Consider the following 17,217-nt stretch of genomic DNA (forward strand, 5'->3'; position numbering starts at 1 on the left):
CGTCCAGTTGGTGTGTACGCTCGCCCTGCAAATACGTATTGGCCCCAACCTAGCGGGGTCACGATCGCTCAGAGAGGAGCGACCCATGGCGAACGGATTCAGCACCCCGATCGACCGGCGCACGCTGTTCAAGTTCGGTGGCGCAGGCCTCGCGCTGGCCGGCATCGGATCGCTGGCTGCTTGCTCAACCACCGGCGGCGGAGGCAGCACCTCCGGCACCGTGAAGATGCTCTACTTCGGTGAGCAGAGCGCCGCGACGGCCCTGCAGAAGGCCATCGAGCCGAAGATCAAGCAGCTCGACAAGAAGGCGAGCCTGCAGGTCACTGCGATCAACGGGACCGACTGGAACGACTTCCTCGCCAAGGTCCTCACGCAGATCGCCTCGGGTGACGTCCCGGACATCGTCAGCGTCGCAACCGAGGGGCAGCAGCTGCTGGCGTCGAAGAACCTCCTCACCCCGCTCGACGACTACGTCACGAAGAACCTCTCGGACCTGCACACCTACTTCACCGGGGCCCACCCGGCGCTGCTCGAGTCGACGATGTACCAGGGGCACCTCTACACGCTGCCCGACAGCTTCAACGCGGGCAGCATGTTCTACTCCACCGACCTGTTCGACAAGGCTGGCCTGACCCGCCCGACGAGCAAGTGGTCGATGGACGACTTCCACTCCTCGGCTGAGAGCATCGCAAAGGTCGGCGGCGGCACCTACGCCTTCGACTGGGTCGTTCGCCTCTGGGGCAGCTGGACCTCGTTCCTCTACGCCAACGACGGGAACCTGCTCGAGGAGGGCAAGTACTCCGGCGGCGACTGGCTGTGGAACAGCAAGGCCTTCTCCGACAACCCGATCGGGGTCTCCGGCCGCAAGGGCGGCTGGAAGTGGGGCGACCCCACGGCGAACTCGGATGCCGCCATCGAGGCGCTGCAGTACGTCATCGACCTGCAGAAGTCCGGCGCGTCCCCGTCGCCCGACGTCGGCGGTGGCGCCACGCTGCAGGGTCTGATGGCATCCGGCCGGATCGGTATGACCATCGGTGGCGGATTCTGGGCCGGTGGCCTCCACAACGCCGGGATGAAAAACGGCAGCTTCGATGTGGTCGAGTTCCCCACGTGGAAGAGCAACAAGTCGCTCTTCGGCGCCGGCGGATACGGCATCTTCAACTCCTCCAAGAACAAGGACCTCGCGTTCGAGGTCATCAAGGTCATGGTGCAGCCGGAGAGCTTCGACGCCCTCTGGCCCGGCAACGTCACCACCCCGGCGCAGAAGTCGCTGATGACCGCCGAGCGGTACAAGACCACCGGTCCGGAGCACTGGTCGGTGTTCTACGACCAGCTCGACAATTCGGTGCCTATCTCTGCACCGCCGTACTACAACGCCCTCGCAACCGCCCTCAACCAGCGCACCACCCAGGCGATCTCCTCCGGGAACGCTAAGAAGGCCCTCGACGGCCTCCAGGCAGACATCGAGAAGGCAGCCTCGCAGGCTTCGTGATGACAGCAGCAACAGAAACACCCATCCGGCGGGCTGCCAAGGTCGCAGCCCGCCGGCCGGCGGCCAAGCGTGCCCGCCGACGTGAGTCCACGTTCGGTTTCCTGATGATCGGGCTCGCGGTGATCTTCGTCGCCGTGTTCACCCTCATCCCCATCCTCGCCTCCCTCGGGCTCTCGTTCACCTCCTGGGACGTCATCAGCAGCCCCAAGTGGGTCGGGTTCGACAACTACACGCGGCTCTTCACCGACGGGCCGGTCCTCGCGTCGTTCGGTGTGACCGTCGCCCTCGCGATCGCCATCGTCGTGCTGCAAATCTCGCTCGGCCTGCTCCTGGCGGTGCTGGCGAACAACCGGAAGCGCAACGCCACCCGCGTGTTCTTCCGAACCTCGTTCTACCTGCCGCTGCTGGCCTCAACCGCCGCCGTGTCGATCTTCATGGGCTACATCTTCGACACCAAGTTCGGCCTCATCAACTACTACCTCAACGAGATCGGACTGCCCGGCGCGCACTGGCTGAACGACCCGTTCTGGGCGAAGGTCACGGTCGTGATGGTGGTGGTCTGGCAGCAGGTCGGCTTCACGTTCGTGCTCTTCGTCGCCGCGCTCCTCGCGGTGCCGGTCGACGTGCAGGAAGCCGCAGCGATCGACGGCGCCGGCCCCTGGCGGACCCTGTTCCGCATCAAGATTCCGCTCATCAGCCCGACGATCCTGTTCGCCACCGTGATCGCGATGATCAACGCGATGCAGCTGTTCGATCAGCCGTTCATCATGACCAAGGGTGGACCGGGCACCGCAACGACGACCGCGACCATCTCCATGTACCAGGCCGGCTTCCAGAACCTGCAGTTCGGGTTCGCCTCGGCCATCGCGATCCTGCTGCTGGTCATCATCGGCATCATCACCGGGATCCAGTTCATCGCCGCCCGAAAGCTGGTGTTCTACCAATGACGACCACAGACACCCTCAACCCGTTGCACGCCCCGGAAACCGTCGCTCAGCCAGCCGTCGCCCACATCGTTCGGCGCCGCAAGCCCGTCGCCAAGGTGGGAAGCATCCTTGGGATGATCATCCTGATCATCGCCGCCGTGTTCGCCCTTGGGCCACTGCTCTGGACGCTGACCACCTCGCTGCGCACCCCGGCGGAATCGTTCCAGAACCCGCCGCAATGGATCCCGCTCTCGTGGGACTTCGGCAACTACGCCGCGGTGTTCAACCAGATCCCGATCGGGCAGTTCTTCGTCAACAGCGTCCTCGTGACACTGCTCATCGTTGTCGGACAGACCATCACCTGCACCCTGTCCGGGTACGCGTTCGCGATGATCAGCTTCCCCGGCAAGAACACCATCTTCGGGATCTTCCTCGCCACGATGATGGTCCCGATCCAGACGATCATCATCCCGGTGTTCGTCATCCTGAAGGACATGGGGCTGACCGGCTCCATCGCGTCCCTGATCGTCCCCGCGCTCGGGAGCGCATTCGGTACCTTCCTGATGCGGCAGTACTTCATGCAGATGCCGAAGGAGCTCGGTGAAGCCGCCCGCATCGACGGCGCGAGCCAGTTCGGGGTGTTCTGGCACGTGTACTCGCGGATGGCCAGCCCCGCGATCGCGACCCTCGCGATCCTGAACTTCTCCGGATTCTGGGCCGAGTACTACCGGCCCCTGATCTTCCTCAACCAGCAGGACACCTTCACGCTGCCGCTCGGACTCGTCGGCTTGCAGGGCAACCTCGGCACCGGATCGATCTCCGTCGTCCTCGCCGGCGTCGTGCTGACCATGATCCCGAGCGTGCTGCTGTTCATCTTCGCGCAGCGGTACTTCATCGAAGGCGTCACCGCAGGATCGTCCCGATGACCGACCTCCACGCCCTGCCACCAGCACCCCAGGAAGCCGCACCCGCCGTGACCGCAGCAGACCACCACCTTCCGCAGTTCCACGTCCGACTCCCTCGTGGGTACGTCAACGACCCGAATGGCCCCATCGACATCGGCGGGCAGGCGCACCTGTACTTTCAGTCCCGGCCGCGAGTGGACCTCGAGATCCCCGTCGAGTGGGGACACGCCACCAGCGACGACCTCGTGCACTGGACGCTCCACCGCCCAGCGATCGTCCCCGTCCCCGGTGGCGCCGACTCCGGCGGCGCATGGTCTGGCAACACGGTCCTGCACAACGGCACCGTCCGCGCCTACTACTCCGGAAAAGTCGATCACAGTCCGTTCCAGTCGGTCCTCCTCGCGGAATCTACCGACGGTGGGATCACGTTCGGCGCTCCCGTGCAGGTCGTCGCCGACCCGTCCGCTGACGAGGCGATCACCATGTTCCGCGACCCGTTCGTCTGGCAGACGGACGACGGCTGGTCGATGGCGGTCGGCGCGGCCGCCAAGAACCAGACCGCTTCCATCCGCCACTACCGATCCGTCGACGGCATCAGCTGGACCCACGCGGGCGATCTGGTGTCGATGACACGCGACACGGTCAACGGCATCGATACCGGTGAGGGGTGGGAGTGCCCGCAAATCCTCACTGTCGACGGTACCGACATCGCGATCGTGGCGTCCTGGTCGCATGCCGCCGGCCCGGGCGACGTCGTCGCCATCCCGCTGGCTGGGTCTCCTTCGCCGTTCAAAGTCGACGACGGGCAGCACTTCTACGCGGCTTCCGTGATGCGAGCCAGCTCCTGGGGGCCGGTGCTTTTCGGATGGGTTACCGAGGGCCGCACCGAGCAGTGGACCGAACAGGCAGGCTGGTCCGGCGCGATCTCCTTGCCCCGCCGCGCGTGGATCACCAACGGTCGGCTCGGCACCGAACCCCATCCCGCAATCGACGCCCTCCGCGCCGGCAGCTCGCACGCAGCAAACGGTGCTCGCATCGGCGCGCAAGCCGAGATCGTGCTCCCCGTCGCCGTCAGCGGCTGCATCCGGCTGCGCTTCTCCGATGCCGAATACCTCGACATCACGGTCGACGTCGATGCAGACACCCTCACCGTCGACCGGGCGCACGCCAGCACGGATCACCGCGCTGACCCGAGCCCCGCGGTGATTCATGCTCCTTTCGACCGGACCGCGGACCGACCCGCAGTCCGAGTGCTGCTGGACGGTTCGGTTCTCGAACTGTTCACCAGCGCAGGACGTTCCATCACCACCCGCGTCTACCCGACGCAGGCGCCGCCGTGGAGCGTGGAAGGCCCAAAGCAGGCGTTGGCGTGGGATCTCAAGCCCGGCGTAACAACTGTTTCAGCTCCCGCCGCCGACGTCGCCGCTAAATCCGCCTCGATCTAGCGGAGCGGCGCCGACAGGTGCGCCGGCACCACCTCGTTCCCAATCATCGAAGGAGATGACTGTGCATCGGATCACCGTTGCGGGTGAAGCGCTCGTCGACATCGTGCACGACGAAACGACGAGGGAGATTCCCGGCGGGAGCCCCGCGAACGTCGCTCTCGGGCTCGGTCGGCTCGGCGTGCCGGTCGAGTTCGCCACGTGGCTCGGTGACGATGCTCGCGGCCACCAGATCGCAGATCACCTCGAGGCGTCAGGGGTTGAGCTGGTGCCAGGCGTCTTCGGTGCCACGAGAACCTCCGCGGCGACAGTCCGGCTCGCACCGGACGGGCAGCCCAGTTATGAGTTCGGCATCGAATGGGATCTGCCGCACCTGCCGGACACGCCTCGATGGCTGCACATCGGATCGATCGGCGCATTCCTGCAGCCCGGAGCGGGCAAAGTGCGAGAGCTCGTTCAACGCACTGCAGCCGCCGGTGGCATCGTCTCATTCGACCCGAACATCCGACCCGCGCTCCTCGGAGATGCGGTAGCAGAACGGGTCCGGTTCGAGCAGCTCGCTGCAGATACCACTGTGCTGAAACTCTCCGACGAGGACGCCGCCTGGCTCTACCCAGGCGACAGCGCCGACGTCGTCCTCGACCGGCTCCTCGAGCTCGGCGTGACGCTGGTCGCCATCACCACCGGTGCCGCCGGCGCAACGCTCGCGACCACTCGAGAGCGGGTGGCCGTGCCCGGCGAACGCGTTGACGTCGTCGACACGGTCGGGGCCGGCGACACGTACATGGCCACCCTCATCTGGCAACTCCAGGACACCATCGGCACGCTCGATGCCCTGGACTCCATCGCGCTGAAACGACTCGGGCAGGTCAGCGCCAGCGCCGCGGCGATCACCGTGAGCCGTCGTGGTGCGGACCTACCAACCGCCGATGACGTGCTTACAGCACTAGGCGAGCCCACCAGATGAGCGCCCCGTCCGTTCCTCGCGGGACGACGCGGCAGGAGCGTCCCGCCGCCGGAACGATGTCACTCGGGCAGCACCTCAACGAGCTCCGGAAGCGGCTCTTCCGGGCGGTGCTCGCCATTGCAGTCTGCGCGGTCATCGGCTGGTTCCTCACACCGTTCGTGCTTGATCAACTCCGCGCACCCGTTGCCGAGCTTGCAAACGCCGGTGGCGGTCACACCGCGGAACTGAACTTCCCCGCCATCAGCGGCGCCTTCGATCTGCGCCTCCAGATCACGATCACCATCGCGGTCGTCATCGCCAGCCCCGTCTGGCTGTACCAAGTCTGGGCGTTCATCGTTCCTGCGCTGGTGCGGAAGGAAAAGCTCTACGCCGTCGGGTTTGTCGGATCCGCGATCCCCCTCTTCCTCGGCGGATGCTGGTTCGGCTGGTACGTCCTACCGCACATCGTGCAGATCCTCGGCAGCTTCGTCGCCCACCAAGACACCTCGATCGTCGACGCGAAGGCGTACTACGACTTCGCCGTCAAGCTCGTCCTCGCCGTGGGCATCGCGTTCGTCCTGCCGGTGTTCCTCGTCCTGCTGAACTTCGTCGGAGTTCTCACCGCAAAAGCGATCCTCGGTGCATGGCGCATTGCCGTGCTCTGCATCCTCATCTTCACCGCACTCGTCACACCCTCCGCCGACATCGCGTCGATGTTCCTGCTCGCCATCCCGATGAGCGTGCTCTACCTCGCAGCATGCGCGGTCGCCTGGCTGCATGACCGCCGCCTTGCTCGCCGCCTCGCGGCAACCTCCTCAACCCACCCCGTGACGTAGCGTCCGCTGCGCCGCCTTCACACGAAGGACTCATCATGCTCGGCAACCTCACCGGAATCCACCTGCTCATCATCCTCGGCATCGTCATACTGCTCTTCGGCGCCACCAAGCTGCCCGCCCTGGCAAAGGGGCTCGGACAGTCGCTCAACATCTTCCGCAGCGAGATCCACGCCGACGACAACAAGAAGAGCTCCGACCAGGCCAGCGCCCCGGTCGCACACGACGGCACCGTGCCGTCGCACGAGTGAGCTGGTCACCAGCGAGCTGACGAGGAAGCACCGTGGACGTCGAGAAACTGCTCGTCATCGCCGTCATCGCCGTCATCGCCGTCATCGCCGGGTTGTGTCTCGGACCGGCTCGGCTAGCCGCCCACACCAGACAGCTCACCGCCTTCTTGCGCCAGCTGCGGGGATGGGCTGACACGACCAAAGCGCAGATCGAGGAGCAGACCGGGGTCGACATCGACTGGTCCGAACTCGATCCGCGCCGTTACGACCCGCGCCGCATCATCCGCGACGCCCTCACGCAACCTCTGACACCGAGCGAATCCGCCGTTGAACCAACGGCGCTTACCCACACTGCAGAACCAACCAGCTCTCGAATTGGAGTCAACGATGACATCTGAATTTCACCGCCGAGCCCTCTTCCAGGGCGCCGGCATCGGCGCCCTGGCGCTGTTCGCCACCGCGGCACCCGCTGAAGCAGCACAGGCCGCCACCGCTGGATCCGCCTCCACGTCAGCCACCGCAGCGACATCATTCCGCGCGAAGTACCACATGACCCCGCCAGCTGGATGGCTGTCCGACCCGCAGCGACCGGTCTTCACCCGGGGCGCCTACCAGCTCTACTACCTGCACTCCGATGTCGACAACGGAGACGGAGGGTGGGACCACGTCTCCACCACCGACGGCATCAACTTCACCTTCCAGGGCACTGTCATCCCCCTGCAGACCAACCTGCCCACCTGGACCGGCTGCACCCTGATCGACACGAACAACACGGCCGGCTACGGCGCCGGCGCCGTCATCGCGCTCGCCACCCGCCCCACCGGAGGCGTTCGGAAGTACCAGGAGCAGTACCTCTTCTACTCCACCGACGGCGGCTTCACCTTCACCGCCCGACCGAACCCCGTCATCGTCAACACCGACGGACGCGCCGCGACCACCGACGCGGAGATCGCCAACGCCGAGTGGTTCCGCGACCCCAAGGTGGCCTGGGACGACGCCCGTAACGAATGGGTCTGCGTCATCGGCCGGCAGCGCTACGCCGCGTTCTACACATCGAAGAACCTCATCGACTGGACGCTGCAGCACAACTTCGACTACCCCGACCACAACCTCGGCGGCATCGAATGCCCCGACCTCTTCCAGATCACAGCAGACGACGGCACCAAACACTGGGTCCTCGCCGGCAGCATGGACGCCTACAACGAGGGACTGCCCTGCACGTACGCATACTGGACCGGCTCCTGGAACGGCACCACCTACACCGCAGACAACGTCACACCGCAATGGCTCGACTGGGGGTGGGACTGGTACGCAGCAGTCACATGGCCGGCCAACGAAGCGCCGACAACGAAGCGGTACGGCATCGGCTGGATGAACAACTGGAAGTACGCGAACCGGCAGGTCCCCACCGACGCCTCCGACGGGTACAACGGCCAGAACTCCATCGTCCGCGAGATCACGCTGCAGAAGCAGACCGATGGTCGCTACACCCTCCTCAGTGCACCGATCGAGGCGCTCAAGGGCACCGCCAAGCGGACCGTGCCGATCGCAAACCAGTCCGTCAACGGTTCAATGGTCTTGCCTTACAACGGCCGCGCATACGAAATCGAGCTCGACGTCACGTGGACCAACGCCACCAACGTCGGAATCTCGGTCGGACGCTCGGCGGACGGGGCGCGACACACCAACATCGGCAAGTACGGGAGCGACCTGTACGTCGACCGCGCGCCGTCCGACCGTGCAGGATTTACGTTGGCGCCCTACACGCGGGCTGCAGCGCCCATCGATCCCGCCGCCCGCGCCGTGCACCTCCGCATCCTCGTCGACACGCAAAGCGTCGAGGTGTTCGTCAACGCCGGCTACACGGTCCTGTCCAACCAGGTGAACTTCGACGCCGGCGACACAGGCATCTCGCTGTACTCCGACGGCGGCACCGCCACCTTCTCCAACATCACCATCCGCGAATACGGAAGCTAGCGCGCGCAGGGCGGAAGGTAGTAGTCGCCTTCCGCCCTGGGCTGATTTTTGGCTGCCCACCAGCCGGTCGTTCCCCGGACGCCTGTGAGCGCTTGAGGGAGTGGATCTCGTACCCAGGAAACGTCTAGGTTTAAATTTCTCAACAGCCTGTCCCGCAAAACTGCCCGGTGAGGGTACGGCTGACAGTACAGTTGCCCTCATGCTGATCGGATACGCCCGCGTCTCGACCTCCGGACAGGATCTTGCGGCGCTGCGCGACGGCCTGCATGCTCTTGGAGTTGCAGATCAGGACATCCACGTCGACCACGGCATGTCCGGCACCACGAGGGAACGCCCCGGCCTTCGATCGGCCCTCGCTTCCGTCCGAGCGGGCGACACCCTCGTCGTGACGAAGCTCGATCGCCTTGCCCGATCGCTCCGCGACGCGACTGATATCGCGGACGAGCTCACGAAGAAGGGCGTCGCCCTCAACCTCGGGGGATCGGTCTACGACCCCACCGACCCCGTCGGCCGTCTCCTCTTCAACGTCCTCGGCATGGTCGCCGAGTTCGAGGCCGACCTCATCCGAGCCCGCACCCGCGAGGGCATGGCGATCGCGAAGGCAGCCGGCAAGCTCCGCGGCGGCAAGCCCAAGCTCAACAAGGCCCAAGAGAAGCACCTGGTCGAGCTGCACCGTGCTGGCACCCACACGACCAGCGATCTCGCTGAGCTGTTCGGAGTGGCCCGGGCGACTGTCTACCGAGCGGTCCACCGCGCCGATCCGAAGTGAGAGTCAGCCCGATTCCCGGGTAGCCACCGGCTATCGGACGGCGTTCCGAGGGGCGCGGGGGCGTACAACGGAGCCATGTTCGCGGCAGGCTACGACAATCAGTGGTGGGTTCTCATCGTGGTGGCGGCGGCATTTGTCGCCGGGATACTCATCAGAAGGTGGCGACGCAACCGCCGAAGGTGAGTGCTTCCCGCCCGAGGATCGGCTACCGGGACGGTGCTCGCTGGGTCCTCAGACCCTAAGGACGAGGCATTCGAGTCGCTCGAGAGCTTCCCGGCCGGTCGGCCACGTCCCGAGCCCACTGGCCGAGTTGAGGTGCCCTGCCCGATCGACCTGCAGGAGGTCGCTCCCCCAGGCAGCAGCCAGCTGTTCGGCGCCCCGGAGACCGCAGTACGGGTCGTCCGTGCTCCCCACCACCGTGCTCTGAACGGGCAACCTGCGTGCCTGCAGCGCGACGAACGTCGGAGCGTCCTCGGACGGGAACACGTCGCCCGTCGGGTCGGGCGGCGCCACGAGGAACGCGGCGCCCGGAACGTCGACGGGGCTGAGCAGCAGCCACTCGGCCACCGCCCAACAGTCGAGACTGTGCCCGACCAGCGCGATCCCCTCGACCCGTGGTGAGATGAGACGCGCGGCGCGGTCCACTGCGGCGACCCAGTCGTCGAGATCCGGCTGCGACCAGGACCCCGGGTCGATGCGGACCGCGTCCGCTCCCCACTGCTGCTGCCACAGCGTCTGCCAGTGCGTCCCGTCGGATCCACCGATCCCGGGGACGATCACGCGTCCGATCACCAGTCACCTCTGCTTCCGTTCTCCTGCCGCCGGTCGGCGGAGCGCACGCGAGCCAGCATGATGGAAGGCATCGCAGGGATGGTTCGCCAGCGAGTAATCACGAAGCGGAAGGCGCTGCACACGATGGAACCGCTCGACCAGACCGACCGGAAGATCCTCGCCCTGCTGCAGACCGATGGGCGCCTCAGCGGTGCGGAGGTAGGACGACGGGTCGGCCTGTCGCAGCCCGCGGCCAGCGCTCGCATCCTCCGCCTCGAACGGCAGGGCATCATCACCGGCTACCATGCCACCGTCGATCCGGCCGCCGTCGGCCTCACCATCCATGCAGTCGTCCGCCTCCGTACGACCCACGTACACCTCGGCGCAGCACCGCGCTCGTGCTGCGCGACTACCCCGATAAACCACTCACACCACACCACGACTCCGACGACTGACGCGTCCGGAAGGGGATCCGCTTCCGGACTGACTTCGCCGGGTGTTTTAGGCCTATCCACTTACGGGTCGGCTGGCGTTGGAGGTCTTTTAGTGGTGGGACTGTGTTCACTTCGACCCCCATATGTGGGGGTGCGGTGGTGAGGGTTGCTCCGTATCGTCCTGGATGGTTGCTCAGCGACGCCATGGGGGCGTCACAGCTTGGTGCGGCCTGTTGAGGGGTTCTGCGCGTGTTCGCATCGTCGCTGTTGTCTGCTCGTTCCCGATGGGCGCTCTTCGCGTTGCTCACCGTGGTGGCGCTGCTGGGGTCGCTGCTGGCGGTGGTGTCGCCGCCGGCGCCGGCACGGGCAGCAGTGACGGGATCGGGCGGTCAGTACGTGCCGATGCCCGCCAACGCACGGGTGCTCGATGGGGGCACCACAGCGAACACGTTCAAGACGGTTAAGGTCGCTGGCGTGAACGGGATGCCGTCGTCGGGGATCGGCGCGGTGACAATGATGATTACGGTCGCGAACCCGAGCGGCACGGGCCAGATGACGGGCCGGCCGTCATCGTCGACGGGATCGACAATCCTGCTGACGTATGACGCTGGTGTGGGCGGGAACACGTCGAACACGAGCCTGCTCGCGGTCGCTGATGACGGCACGATCCAGGTGCGAACGCAGACGACGGAGTCGCGAGTCATCATCGACATCACCGGCTACTACACCTCCACGCAGGACGGCGCGTCCGCGGGCGGGTTCACGGCGATGGCGCCGGTGCGGGCGTTGGACACACGCGACGGCACCGGGGTGAGCGCTGCGGGCACGATCCCGGCGGGGTCGCGGCGGACGTTGCAGGTGACGGGGGCAAATGGGATCCCGGCTGGTGCGGCGGCGGTCGCGGTGAACATCATCGTGATCAACCGGGAGGCCAAGGCCGGTTGGGTGCGTCCCACCCCGAATGGTGAGGACGGCAGCACGGGGTCGTTGAACTACAACTCCACGAAGGACCTCACGACCGCGATGAACGCGCAGGTCGGGCTCGGGTCTGACGGGAAGTTCTTCATCGACACCGCCAGCGGTGGTGGCCGCATCGACCTGGTGGTGGACATTCAGGGGTACTTCCTGCCCGCGAATCCGGGCGGCGGTTTCACTCCCACGGTCGGCCGGCTGCTCGACACCCGTGACACGGCGTCGATCACGTCCGGGTCGTCGCTGACGGTGCAGGTTGCTGGGCAGGCGGGCGCGCCGACGGTTGAGGGTGGTTTGTCGGCGGTGGCGTTGACGTTCACCGCGAAGAACACCACCAGCAGCGACTCGTACGCGAAGATCTGGGCCGATGGAGCGACGGAACCGGCATCGTCGGCGTTGAACAGCGACGCGACGTCGATCGTGTCGAACACGGTGGTCGTGCCGGTGGGTGCGAACGGGAAGGTGCGGATCAAGAACATGGGTCCGGCCGCGACGGACTACATCGTCGACCTGCAGGGCGTCTACAACTCGCTTCCGGGCGGCCCCGGGAAAACGAACCGGACCGGTCAGCGGACCTCCGCGACGACCCTGCCGTTCCCGATCACCGACCAGACCAACGCCAGTGTTGATGTCGGCACCGGCAACCTGCTCGTCACCACGACTGCGTTGAACGTGCCGGGGGTGACGCAGAACACCACGATCGGGGCTGCTTACAACTCGCGGGCGACGAACGTGGCGAACACGAACACGATGGACGCGAACCGGTGGCAGTACGCGCTCGCTGGTGCAGGTGACCTGACCGCGAACAGCACCGGTGTGGTCTACACGGACGCAGCGGGCACCGCGTGGCAGTTCACCCCGACCGGCACGCAGGGTGCGTTCACGTCGCCCGCGGGTCTGCAGCAGACCCTCACGCGGGTCGACAGCGGGTCGAAGCATCAGTACGAGCTGAAGGGGTGGACGACGAACTCGACGACAACCTTCAACCTCGCGGGACAGCCGACCAAGATCGTTGACCGCAACAGCAATGAGACGACGTTCACCCCGAGTGATGACAAGTACACCTTGAAGTCCCTGACCTCGACCGCTGGTGTGGCGGGCGCGAAGACGGTGCAGTCGTCGTACGCGAACGGTAGGCAGACGTTCTCGCAAACCTCCGGCTCGAGCTCGCGTTCGGTGTCGTGGGCGAAGAGCTCCGCGGGGGACATCACCACCTACACGGACGCGACAGGCAAGAAGACGACGTTTGCGTACACGAGCGGAGATCTCACTTCGATCACCGCACCGACTGGTGGCGTGACGGCGTTCACGTACGACTCGTCGGACCGGGTCACGAAGGTGGAGCAGCGCAACACCACGGCCGGGTCCGCAGGCACTGCGGTGACGCGGTTCTCCTACGCGTCGGACACGTCGACGCAGGTGGCGGACCCGCGGTCGGACCAGTCCGCGACGATCGCGGCCGCGGCGCACACGACGTACACGCTCGACGCCAACGACCTGGTGACCAAGACCGTCGACCCGGCCGGACGTGAACGGTCCAAGACCTACAACTCGGCGAACAACGGTGTCTTGAAGTCCACGACCGGTGCGTCCGGTGACAGCGGGACGGGCACTACGTCGAACGAGTACGGCAAGAACAGCAGCCAGTCGCTGACGAAGTCCACCACCGGGTCGGGCTCCTCGAGCACGGCGGAGTACGGGTCGGGGTCGGCGACGGCGTACCTGCCGTCGAAGGTCACCGACAGCTCCGGCAACAGCACGACCATGGGTTACGACGGTGTCGGCAATCAGACGTCGTCCCAGTCCGGTTCGGACACCACCATCCAGGCGAAGGTGGCGTACAACTCCGACGGCACGGTGAAGAGTGCCACGGCGCCGGGGAACGGGTCGAACTCGACCACGTACACCTACGACGGCAACAAGCAGCTGTCGAAGATCACCCCGCCCACCGGCACCACCCTCGGGGTGAAGACCTACACCTACGATGCGTTCGGCCGCGTCGCGACCGAGACCGACGGCCGTGGAAACACCACCACGTACGGGTACGACGCCGACGACCGGCAGACGTCCGCCGCGTTCAGCGACGGGACGGCGACGGTCACCAACGTCTATGACGGCAACGGCAACCAGACCAGCCAGGCGTCCGCGACCGGCACCATCACGAACAGCTACGACCAGCGCAATCGTCTGGTCTCGACGGTGAACACCGCCGGCGGTGGGACCGTGTCCTACGGGTACGACCTCGCCGGGAACACGGCGCAGGTCACCGACTCCACCGGCACCGTCTCCCACACGTACGACGCGTCCGAGGTGTTGACCGCGACGACGTACCCGACGAGCTCGGGTACGGCGAAGCAGATCTACCTCACTGACCCGCAGGGTCGCCGCACCGACACCTGGCTCGGCGCCGACGCATCGGCAACGCCCGGCGTTGCACCGTCGACGTGGAGCGCGCACCAGAAGCTGTCCTACGACAAGTCCGGCAAGGTCACCAAGGTGCAGGCGTGGGCTGCGAACGAGGATCCGCAGCTCGTGGTCGACACCGACTACTGCTATATGGCCACCACGACCGCACCGACCTGCACGACGTCGACGGCGAACGACCGCAGCAAGCTGCAGTGGTCGTACGACAACATCAGCAAGCAGGCCACGAACTACGGGTACACGGACACGGACGGGAAGACCCAGACCAAGCACCTCACCGGGATTACGCAGTCCGGCGGCACCAACCCGACGAACTGGGCGTTCACGTACGACGACGCAGGCAACCGCACCGAAGCCAAGGCCACCAACGCGACCACCAGCGCCGTGATCAGTGACCAGAAGCTGACCTACAACGCGGCATCGCAGATCACCACGGACGGGTACACGTACGACGGGACCGGCAACCTCACCGCGGCGCCGGGTGAGACGTACACGTACAACGGGGCGCAGCAGCTGACCTCGTCGACGAAGGACGGTGTGACGACCAGCTACGAGTACGCCGGCGCGGACATGAACAAGCTTCTGTGGCAGGCCACCGACGGGGGAGCGGAATACGGTTACACGTATGGCATCAGCGACTCCAACGGCGTCCCCGTGATCGCCACCCGCGAGCAGATCGGCACCGGCACCGCATCAGTGCTCACCGACCCGGTCACCGGGCAGCCGCTGGACCTCCGCACCAGCGACAACGTCACCAGCCTCTACGTCCTCGATGGCATCGGGAATCCGGCCATGTCGATCGCGGACACCGGCAAGATCGCCTACCAGGTCTCCTACGACGCCTACGGCGCCGAGACCGTCACCAAGGGTGAAAGCAGCACGCAGTGGCAGCAGAACCCCTACGGCTACAAGGCTGGCCTCCGCTCCAGCAACAGCGACAGTGGGCTGACGAAGTTTGGGTACCGCTGGTTCTCCGCAACGACCGGATCGTGGGCGGAACGGGACACGCTCGATGTGGCCCTCGACCCGGGCAACGCCAACCGGTACGCCTTCGTTGGTTGCGATCCCGTCAACGGATCTGACCCCACCGGACGCGTGTCGCAGTGTGGTCATGCTGTCACAGGTCTCGTTTTCTCGAGCCTTGGGCTCATCGCTTCTGGTGTTGCTATCGTCGGATCAGTTGCGGCCGAGATCCCGTCATTTGGATGGTCGACTGCGCTGGGCGTGGCTGGAGTGATCGGATTCGGGGCTTCGGCGTACGGGGTAGTGGATGGGATTGGATCGGTGGCTAGTGCCTGCTAGAGCAAGGAAGCGCTATAACTCGATTGTCTGCGCGATCCTCATACCGGCCGTTGTAGTCCTCGTCGCTCTCACCATCGCTTCGGCAGCAACCAGCTGGGGTTCCTGGGTTGCGTTCTTGGTGGCGGCGATAGCTGTAGGAGTCGGACTATCGTTCCTTCTCATCATGGGTCCTGCGAGTCTGAGACGACGCCCTTAGTACAGTGATGGTGGATGACCCTGATGAGTAGTCGACCACCGGCGCGACGTCAACGGTTCCTGGGATCCACTGCTTTGCATCCGATGGGAACTGCTAGCCAATGACTAACGATCGGCACTCCGAACAGGTTCGCAAGTTCTGGACTGCCGTATGGACCATCGGCGTCATCGTCGCACCGATCCTGCTCGTAATCGGAATATTGCTCGTGAGCGTCGGGGTGGATTGGGGGTTGCCGGTCCTGATCGCGGGAGCGGTCTGCACAATTGGGTTCGCCATCGGTCTGGTTGTACACAAGAAGAGACTGTCTTGACGCGATCGCAAGCCCAAGGTTGACGAGACGGCGGCACTCCTCCTCGAGGAGTGCCGCCGTTTGGTACTCCCACACGACGAAGCCGTCCGGGAAACTCACCACCTGCCGTCGTCCGCTGGTCATGAGGCCTCGCGGCGCAGCGGCGGCCTCTGGTCCCGAAGCGCGTGGTGCTCGTGTTGGTCGCCACGCGTGCTGTCGGCGAAAAGTGCCGGCGAGAGCCCAACGATGCTACTGCAGCCGCTTCCACCCCCGTCAAAACGATCCGAGAAGAACTATTATCGGAACTGAGGCGGTGACTGGTGAAGGTCGCCGAGGAGCAGGGGAGTGCCTGGATGGACGACCTACTGACGGTGCTCGGGGGCGTGGTGACGATCCTGGGGACGCTCGGCGGCATCGTGACCACAGTCGCCGCGCTTCGCGCCTCAGGAGCGCGACACCACATCGAGCGAGCACAGGGCGCGTCCGCGATGCTGGCCGCACTGGCTCAACTCCCGCAGCCGAACGGCACCCGACTCGTCACCACTGTCCAGGACGATGAGCTCCGCGCCGAGCTCAGCCGTATCGTCCGCGAAAACGCCGCGTCGTACGTCAAGCGGAACCCGACGCCCGTTGGTTTCGACTTCCCACGCGTGCTCATGCCCGCCTACGTCGTGTTCTTCGGAATCGTCAGTGCCGCGGCCTTCATCCGCGCCGGGAACGGCGGCAACTGGGGCGACACGGCCGCCGGATTCATCTTCGCCGCCGCTGGCGTTGGGGCGTTGCTGGTCACAGCGGTCCTTCTTGAGCGCCTGGCCCGCCGCAACGATGCCCGCCGGCTCGCCGGCACCCCTGGACGCGAGGACTACTTCGGCCCCCTCGCGGACATCTGCCAGACCGTCAGGGGTGCTATTCGGAAGCGGCGAGCTCAGCGGAGAGCGAAGGCGCTGCTGTGACTGCCGTACGGGGCTGTCGTGCAGGCGAGAAGGTGGACTGGGCATGAGCCAAGCCGCTCTCGATCGCTCGGCATCGCAGGGGCGCCGCGATGCCGCTGAGCGCTCACGCACCGCTGTCGCCCGTCAGCGGTATGCAGCAGAGGGTGAAGAAGTTGCGGTGCACGCCGGTGTTGTCCCGTCGCCGCAGGTCTTCGCCGAAGCCTCCCTATCGCCGAACACGATCCGCGCCTACCGGTCGGACCTGCGACAGTTCGCGCGGTGGCGTGCCGGATTTGTTGACCACGAAATCTCCGAACCGCACGAGCTCGAGCAGATCACCACAGCACCAGTCGACCCGACCGAGGTCGCCGCGTTCC

The 17,217-nt window shown here is 65.7% G+C and carries 16 protein-coding genes; 14 read left to right on the top strand and 2 right to left on the bottom strand.

Going from position 1 to position 17,217, the window contains the following annotated elements; genetic code table 11:
- Positions 1-85: 85 nt before the first annotated feature.
- From Q7F20_RS03630 to Q7F20_RS03675, 10 genes are all read left to right on the top strand, one after another.
- The gene (locus tag Q7F20_RS03630) at positions 86-1,492 is read left to right on the top strand and encodes a sugar ABC transporter substrate-binding protein (protein WP_305738748.1); all 1,407 of its coding nucleotides are present in this window, start codon (positions 86-88) and stop codon (positions 1,490-1,492) included.
- Positions 1,492-2,439 (top strand): carbohydrate ABC transporter permease, encoded by a 948-nt coding sequence (locus Q7F20_RS03635; protein ID WP_305738749.1) that lies wholly within the window; start codon positions 1,492-1,494, stop codon positions 2,437-2,439. Before Q7F20_RS03630 ends, Q7F20_RS03635 begins: the two co-directional genes overlap by 1 nt.
- Positions 2,436-3,344: a carbohydrate ABC transporter permease gene (locus tag Q7F20_RS03640; RefSeq protein WP_370871610.1), complete on the top strand. Its 909-nt coding sequence runs from the start codon at positions 2,436-2,438 to the stop codon at positions 3,342-3,344. The genes Q7F20_RS03635 and Q7F20_RS03640 overlap by 4 nt, the downstream gene beginning before the upstream one ends.
- On the top strand, positions 3,341-4,768 hold the full coding sequence (locus tag Q7F20_RS03645) for a glycoside hydrolase family 32 protein (protein ID WP_305738751.1): 1,428 nt from the start codon (positions 3,341-3,343) through the stop codon (positions 4,766-4,768). Before Q7F20_RS03640 ends, Q7F20_RS03645 begins: the two co-directional genes overlap by 4 nt.
- Before the next feature lie 103 nt (positions 4,769-4,871).
- Positions 4,872-5,732, top strand: coding sequence for a carbohydrate kinase (locus tag Q7F20_RS03650; protein WP_305738752.1), 861 nt, complete (start codon positions 4,872-4,874; stop codon positions 5,730-5,732).
- Positions 5,733-5,788: 56 nt separating this feature from the next.
- A complete protein-coding gene (tatC, locus tag Q7F20_RS03655; RefSeq protein WP_305738763.1) occupies positions 5,789-6,547 on the top strand; it encodes a twin-arginine translocase subunit TatC in 759 nt (252 codons plus the stop codon).
- A 35-nt stretch (positions 6,548-6,582) separates the two neighbouring features.
- Positions 6,583-6,795: a twin-arginine translocase TatA/TatE family subunit gene (locus Q7F20_RS03660; protein WP_305738753.1), complete on the top strand. Its 213-nt coding sequence runs from the start codon at positions 6,583-6,585 to the stop codon at positions 6,793-6,795.
- 32 nt (positions 6,796-6,827) lie between these two features.
- Complete coding sequence (locus Q7F20_RS03665; RefSeq protein WP_305738754.1) at positions 6,828-7,172, top strand: hypothetical protein; 345 nt, start codon at positions 6,828-6,830, stop codon at positions 7,170-7,172.
- Positions 7,162-8,751 carry a glycoside hydrolase family 32 protein gene (locus tag Q7F20_RS03670; RefSeq protein ID WP_305738755.1) on the top strand — a complete coding sequence of 530 codons (1,590 nt, stop codon included), beginning with the start codon at positions 7,162-7,164 and terminating at the stop codon, positions 8,749-8,751. The genes Q7F20_RS03665 and Q7F20_RS03670 overlap by 11 nt, the downstream gene beginning before the upstream one ends.
- Positions 8,752-8,950: 199 nt before the next feature.
- Positions 8,951-9,520 carry a recombinase family protein gene (locus tag Q7F20_RS03675; protein WP_305738756.1) on the top strand — a complete coding sequence of 190 codons (570 nt, stop codon included), beginning with the start codon at positions 8,951-8,953 and terminating at the stop codon, positions 9,518-9,520.
- 231 nt (positions 9,521-9,751) lie between these two features.
- On the opposite strand, the gene Q7F20_RS03680 is transcribed toward Q7F20_RS03675, so the two are convergent.
- Positions 9,752-10,312 (bottom strand): alpha/beta hydrolase, encoded by a 561-nt coding sequence (locus tag Q7F20_RS03680; RefSeq protein ID WP_305738757.1) that lies wholly within the window; start codon positions 10,310-10,312, stop codon positions 9,752-9,754.
- 123 nt (positions 10,313-10,435) lie between these two features.
- Here Q7F20_RS03680 and Q7F20_RS03685 point away from each other — a divergent pair, with 123 nt between their 5' ends.
- Entirely contained in the window at positions 10,436-10,888 is a 453-nt protein-coding gene (locus tag Q7F20_RS03685) for an Lrp/AsnC family transcriptional regulator (protein WP_305738764.1), read from the top strand.
- Positions 10,889-11,114: 226 nt separating this feature from the next.
- On the opposite strand, the gene Q7F20_RS03690 is transcribed toward Q7F20_RS03685, so the two are convergent.
- Positions 11,115-11,360 (bottom strand): hypothetical protein, encoded by a 246-nt coding sequence (locus tag Q7F20_RS03690; RefSeq protein ID WP_305738758.1) that lies wholly within the window; start codon positions 11,358-11,360, stop codon positions 11,115-11,117.
- On the opposite strand from Q7F20_RS03690, the gene Q7F20_RS03695 reads away from it, so the two are divergent.
- From Q7F20_RS03695 to Q7F20_RS03705, 3 genes are all read left to right on the top strand, one after another.
- Complete coding sequence (locus Q7F20_RS03695) at positions 11,338-15,423, top strand: RHS repeat protein (protein WP_305738759.1); 4,086 nt, start codon at positions 11,338-11,340, stop codon at positions 15,421-15,423. The genes Q7F20_RS03690 and Q7F20_RS03695 overlap by 23 nt on opposite strands.
- Before the next feature lie 805 nt (positions 15,424-16,228).
- Positions 16,229-16,861, top strand: coding sequence for a hypothetical protein (locus tag Q7F20_RS03700; RefSeq protein WP_305738760.1), 633 nt, complete (start codon positions 16,229-16,231; stop codon positions 16,859-16,861).
- Between the two features lie 157 nt (positions 16,862-17,018).
- Positions 17,019-17,217, top strand: a 199-nt coding sequence (locus tag Q7F20_RS03705) for a site-specific integrase (RefSeq protein WP_305738761.1), incomplete at its 3' end; no start/stop codon positions are given.

Source organism: Curtobacterium sp. A7_M15 (assembly GCF_030705415.1).
Classification (GTDB): Bacteria; Actinomycetota; Actinomycetes; order Actinomycetales; family Microbacteriaceae; genus Curtobacterium.

Bases quoted from the DNA above. Each gene is read 5' to 3' on its own strand.
- Q7F20_RS03630 (WP_305738748.1), top strand. From the start codon at position 86: ATGGCGAACGGATTCAGCACCCCGATCGACCGGCGCACGCTGTTCAAG.
- Q7F20_RS03635 (WP_305738749.1), top strand. From the start codon at position 1,492: ATGACAGCAGCAACAGAAACACCCATCCGGCGGGCTGCCAAGGTCGCA.
- Q7F20_RS03640 (WP_370871610.1), top strand. From the start codon at position 2,436: ATGACGACCACAGACACCCTCAACCCGTTGCACGCCCCGGAAACCGTC.
- Q7F20_RS03645 (WP_305738751.1), top strand. From the start codon at position 3,341: ATGACCGACCTCCACGCCCTGCCACCAGCACCCCAGGAAGCCGCACCC.
- tatC (WP_305738763.1), top strand. From the start codon at position 5,789: ATGTCACTCGGGCAGCACCTCAACGAGCTCCGGAAGCGGCTCTTCCGG.
- Q7F20_RS03660 (WP_305738753.1), top strand. From the start codon at position 6,583: ATGCTCGGCAACCTCACCGGAATCCACCTGCTCATCATCCTCGGCATC.
- Q7F20_RS03670 (WP_305738755.1), top strand. From the start codon at position 7,162: ATGACATCTGAATTTCACCGCCGAGCCCTCTTCCAGGGCGCCGGCATC.
- Q7F20_RS03675 (WP_305738756.1), top strand. From the start codon at position 8,951: ATGCTGATCGGATACGCCCGCGTCTCGACCTCCGGACAGGATCTTGCG.
- Q7F20_RS03685 (WP_305738764.1), top strand. From the start codon at position 10,436: ATGGAACCGCTCGACCAGACCGACCGGAAGATCCTCGCCCTGCTGCAG.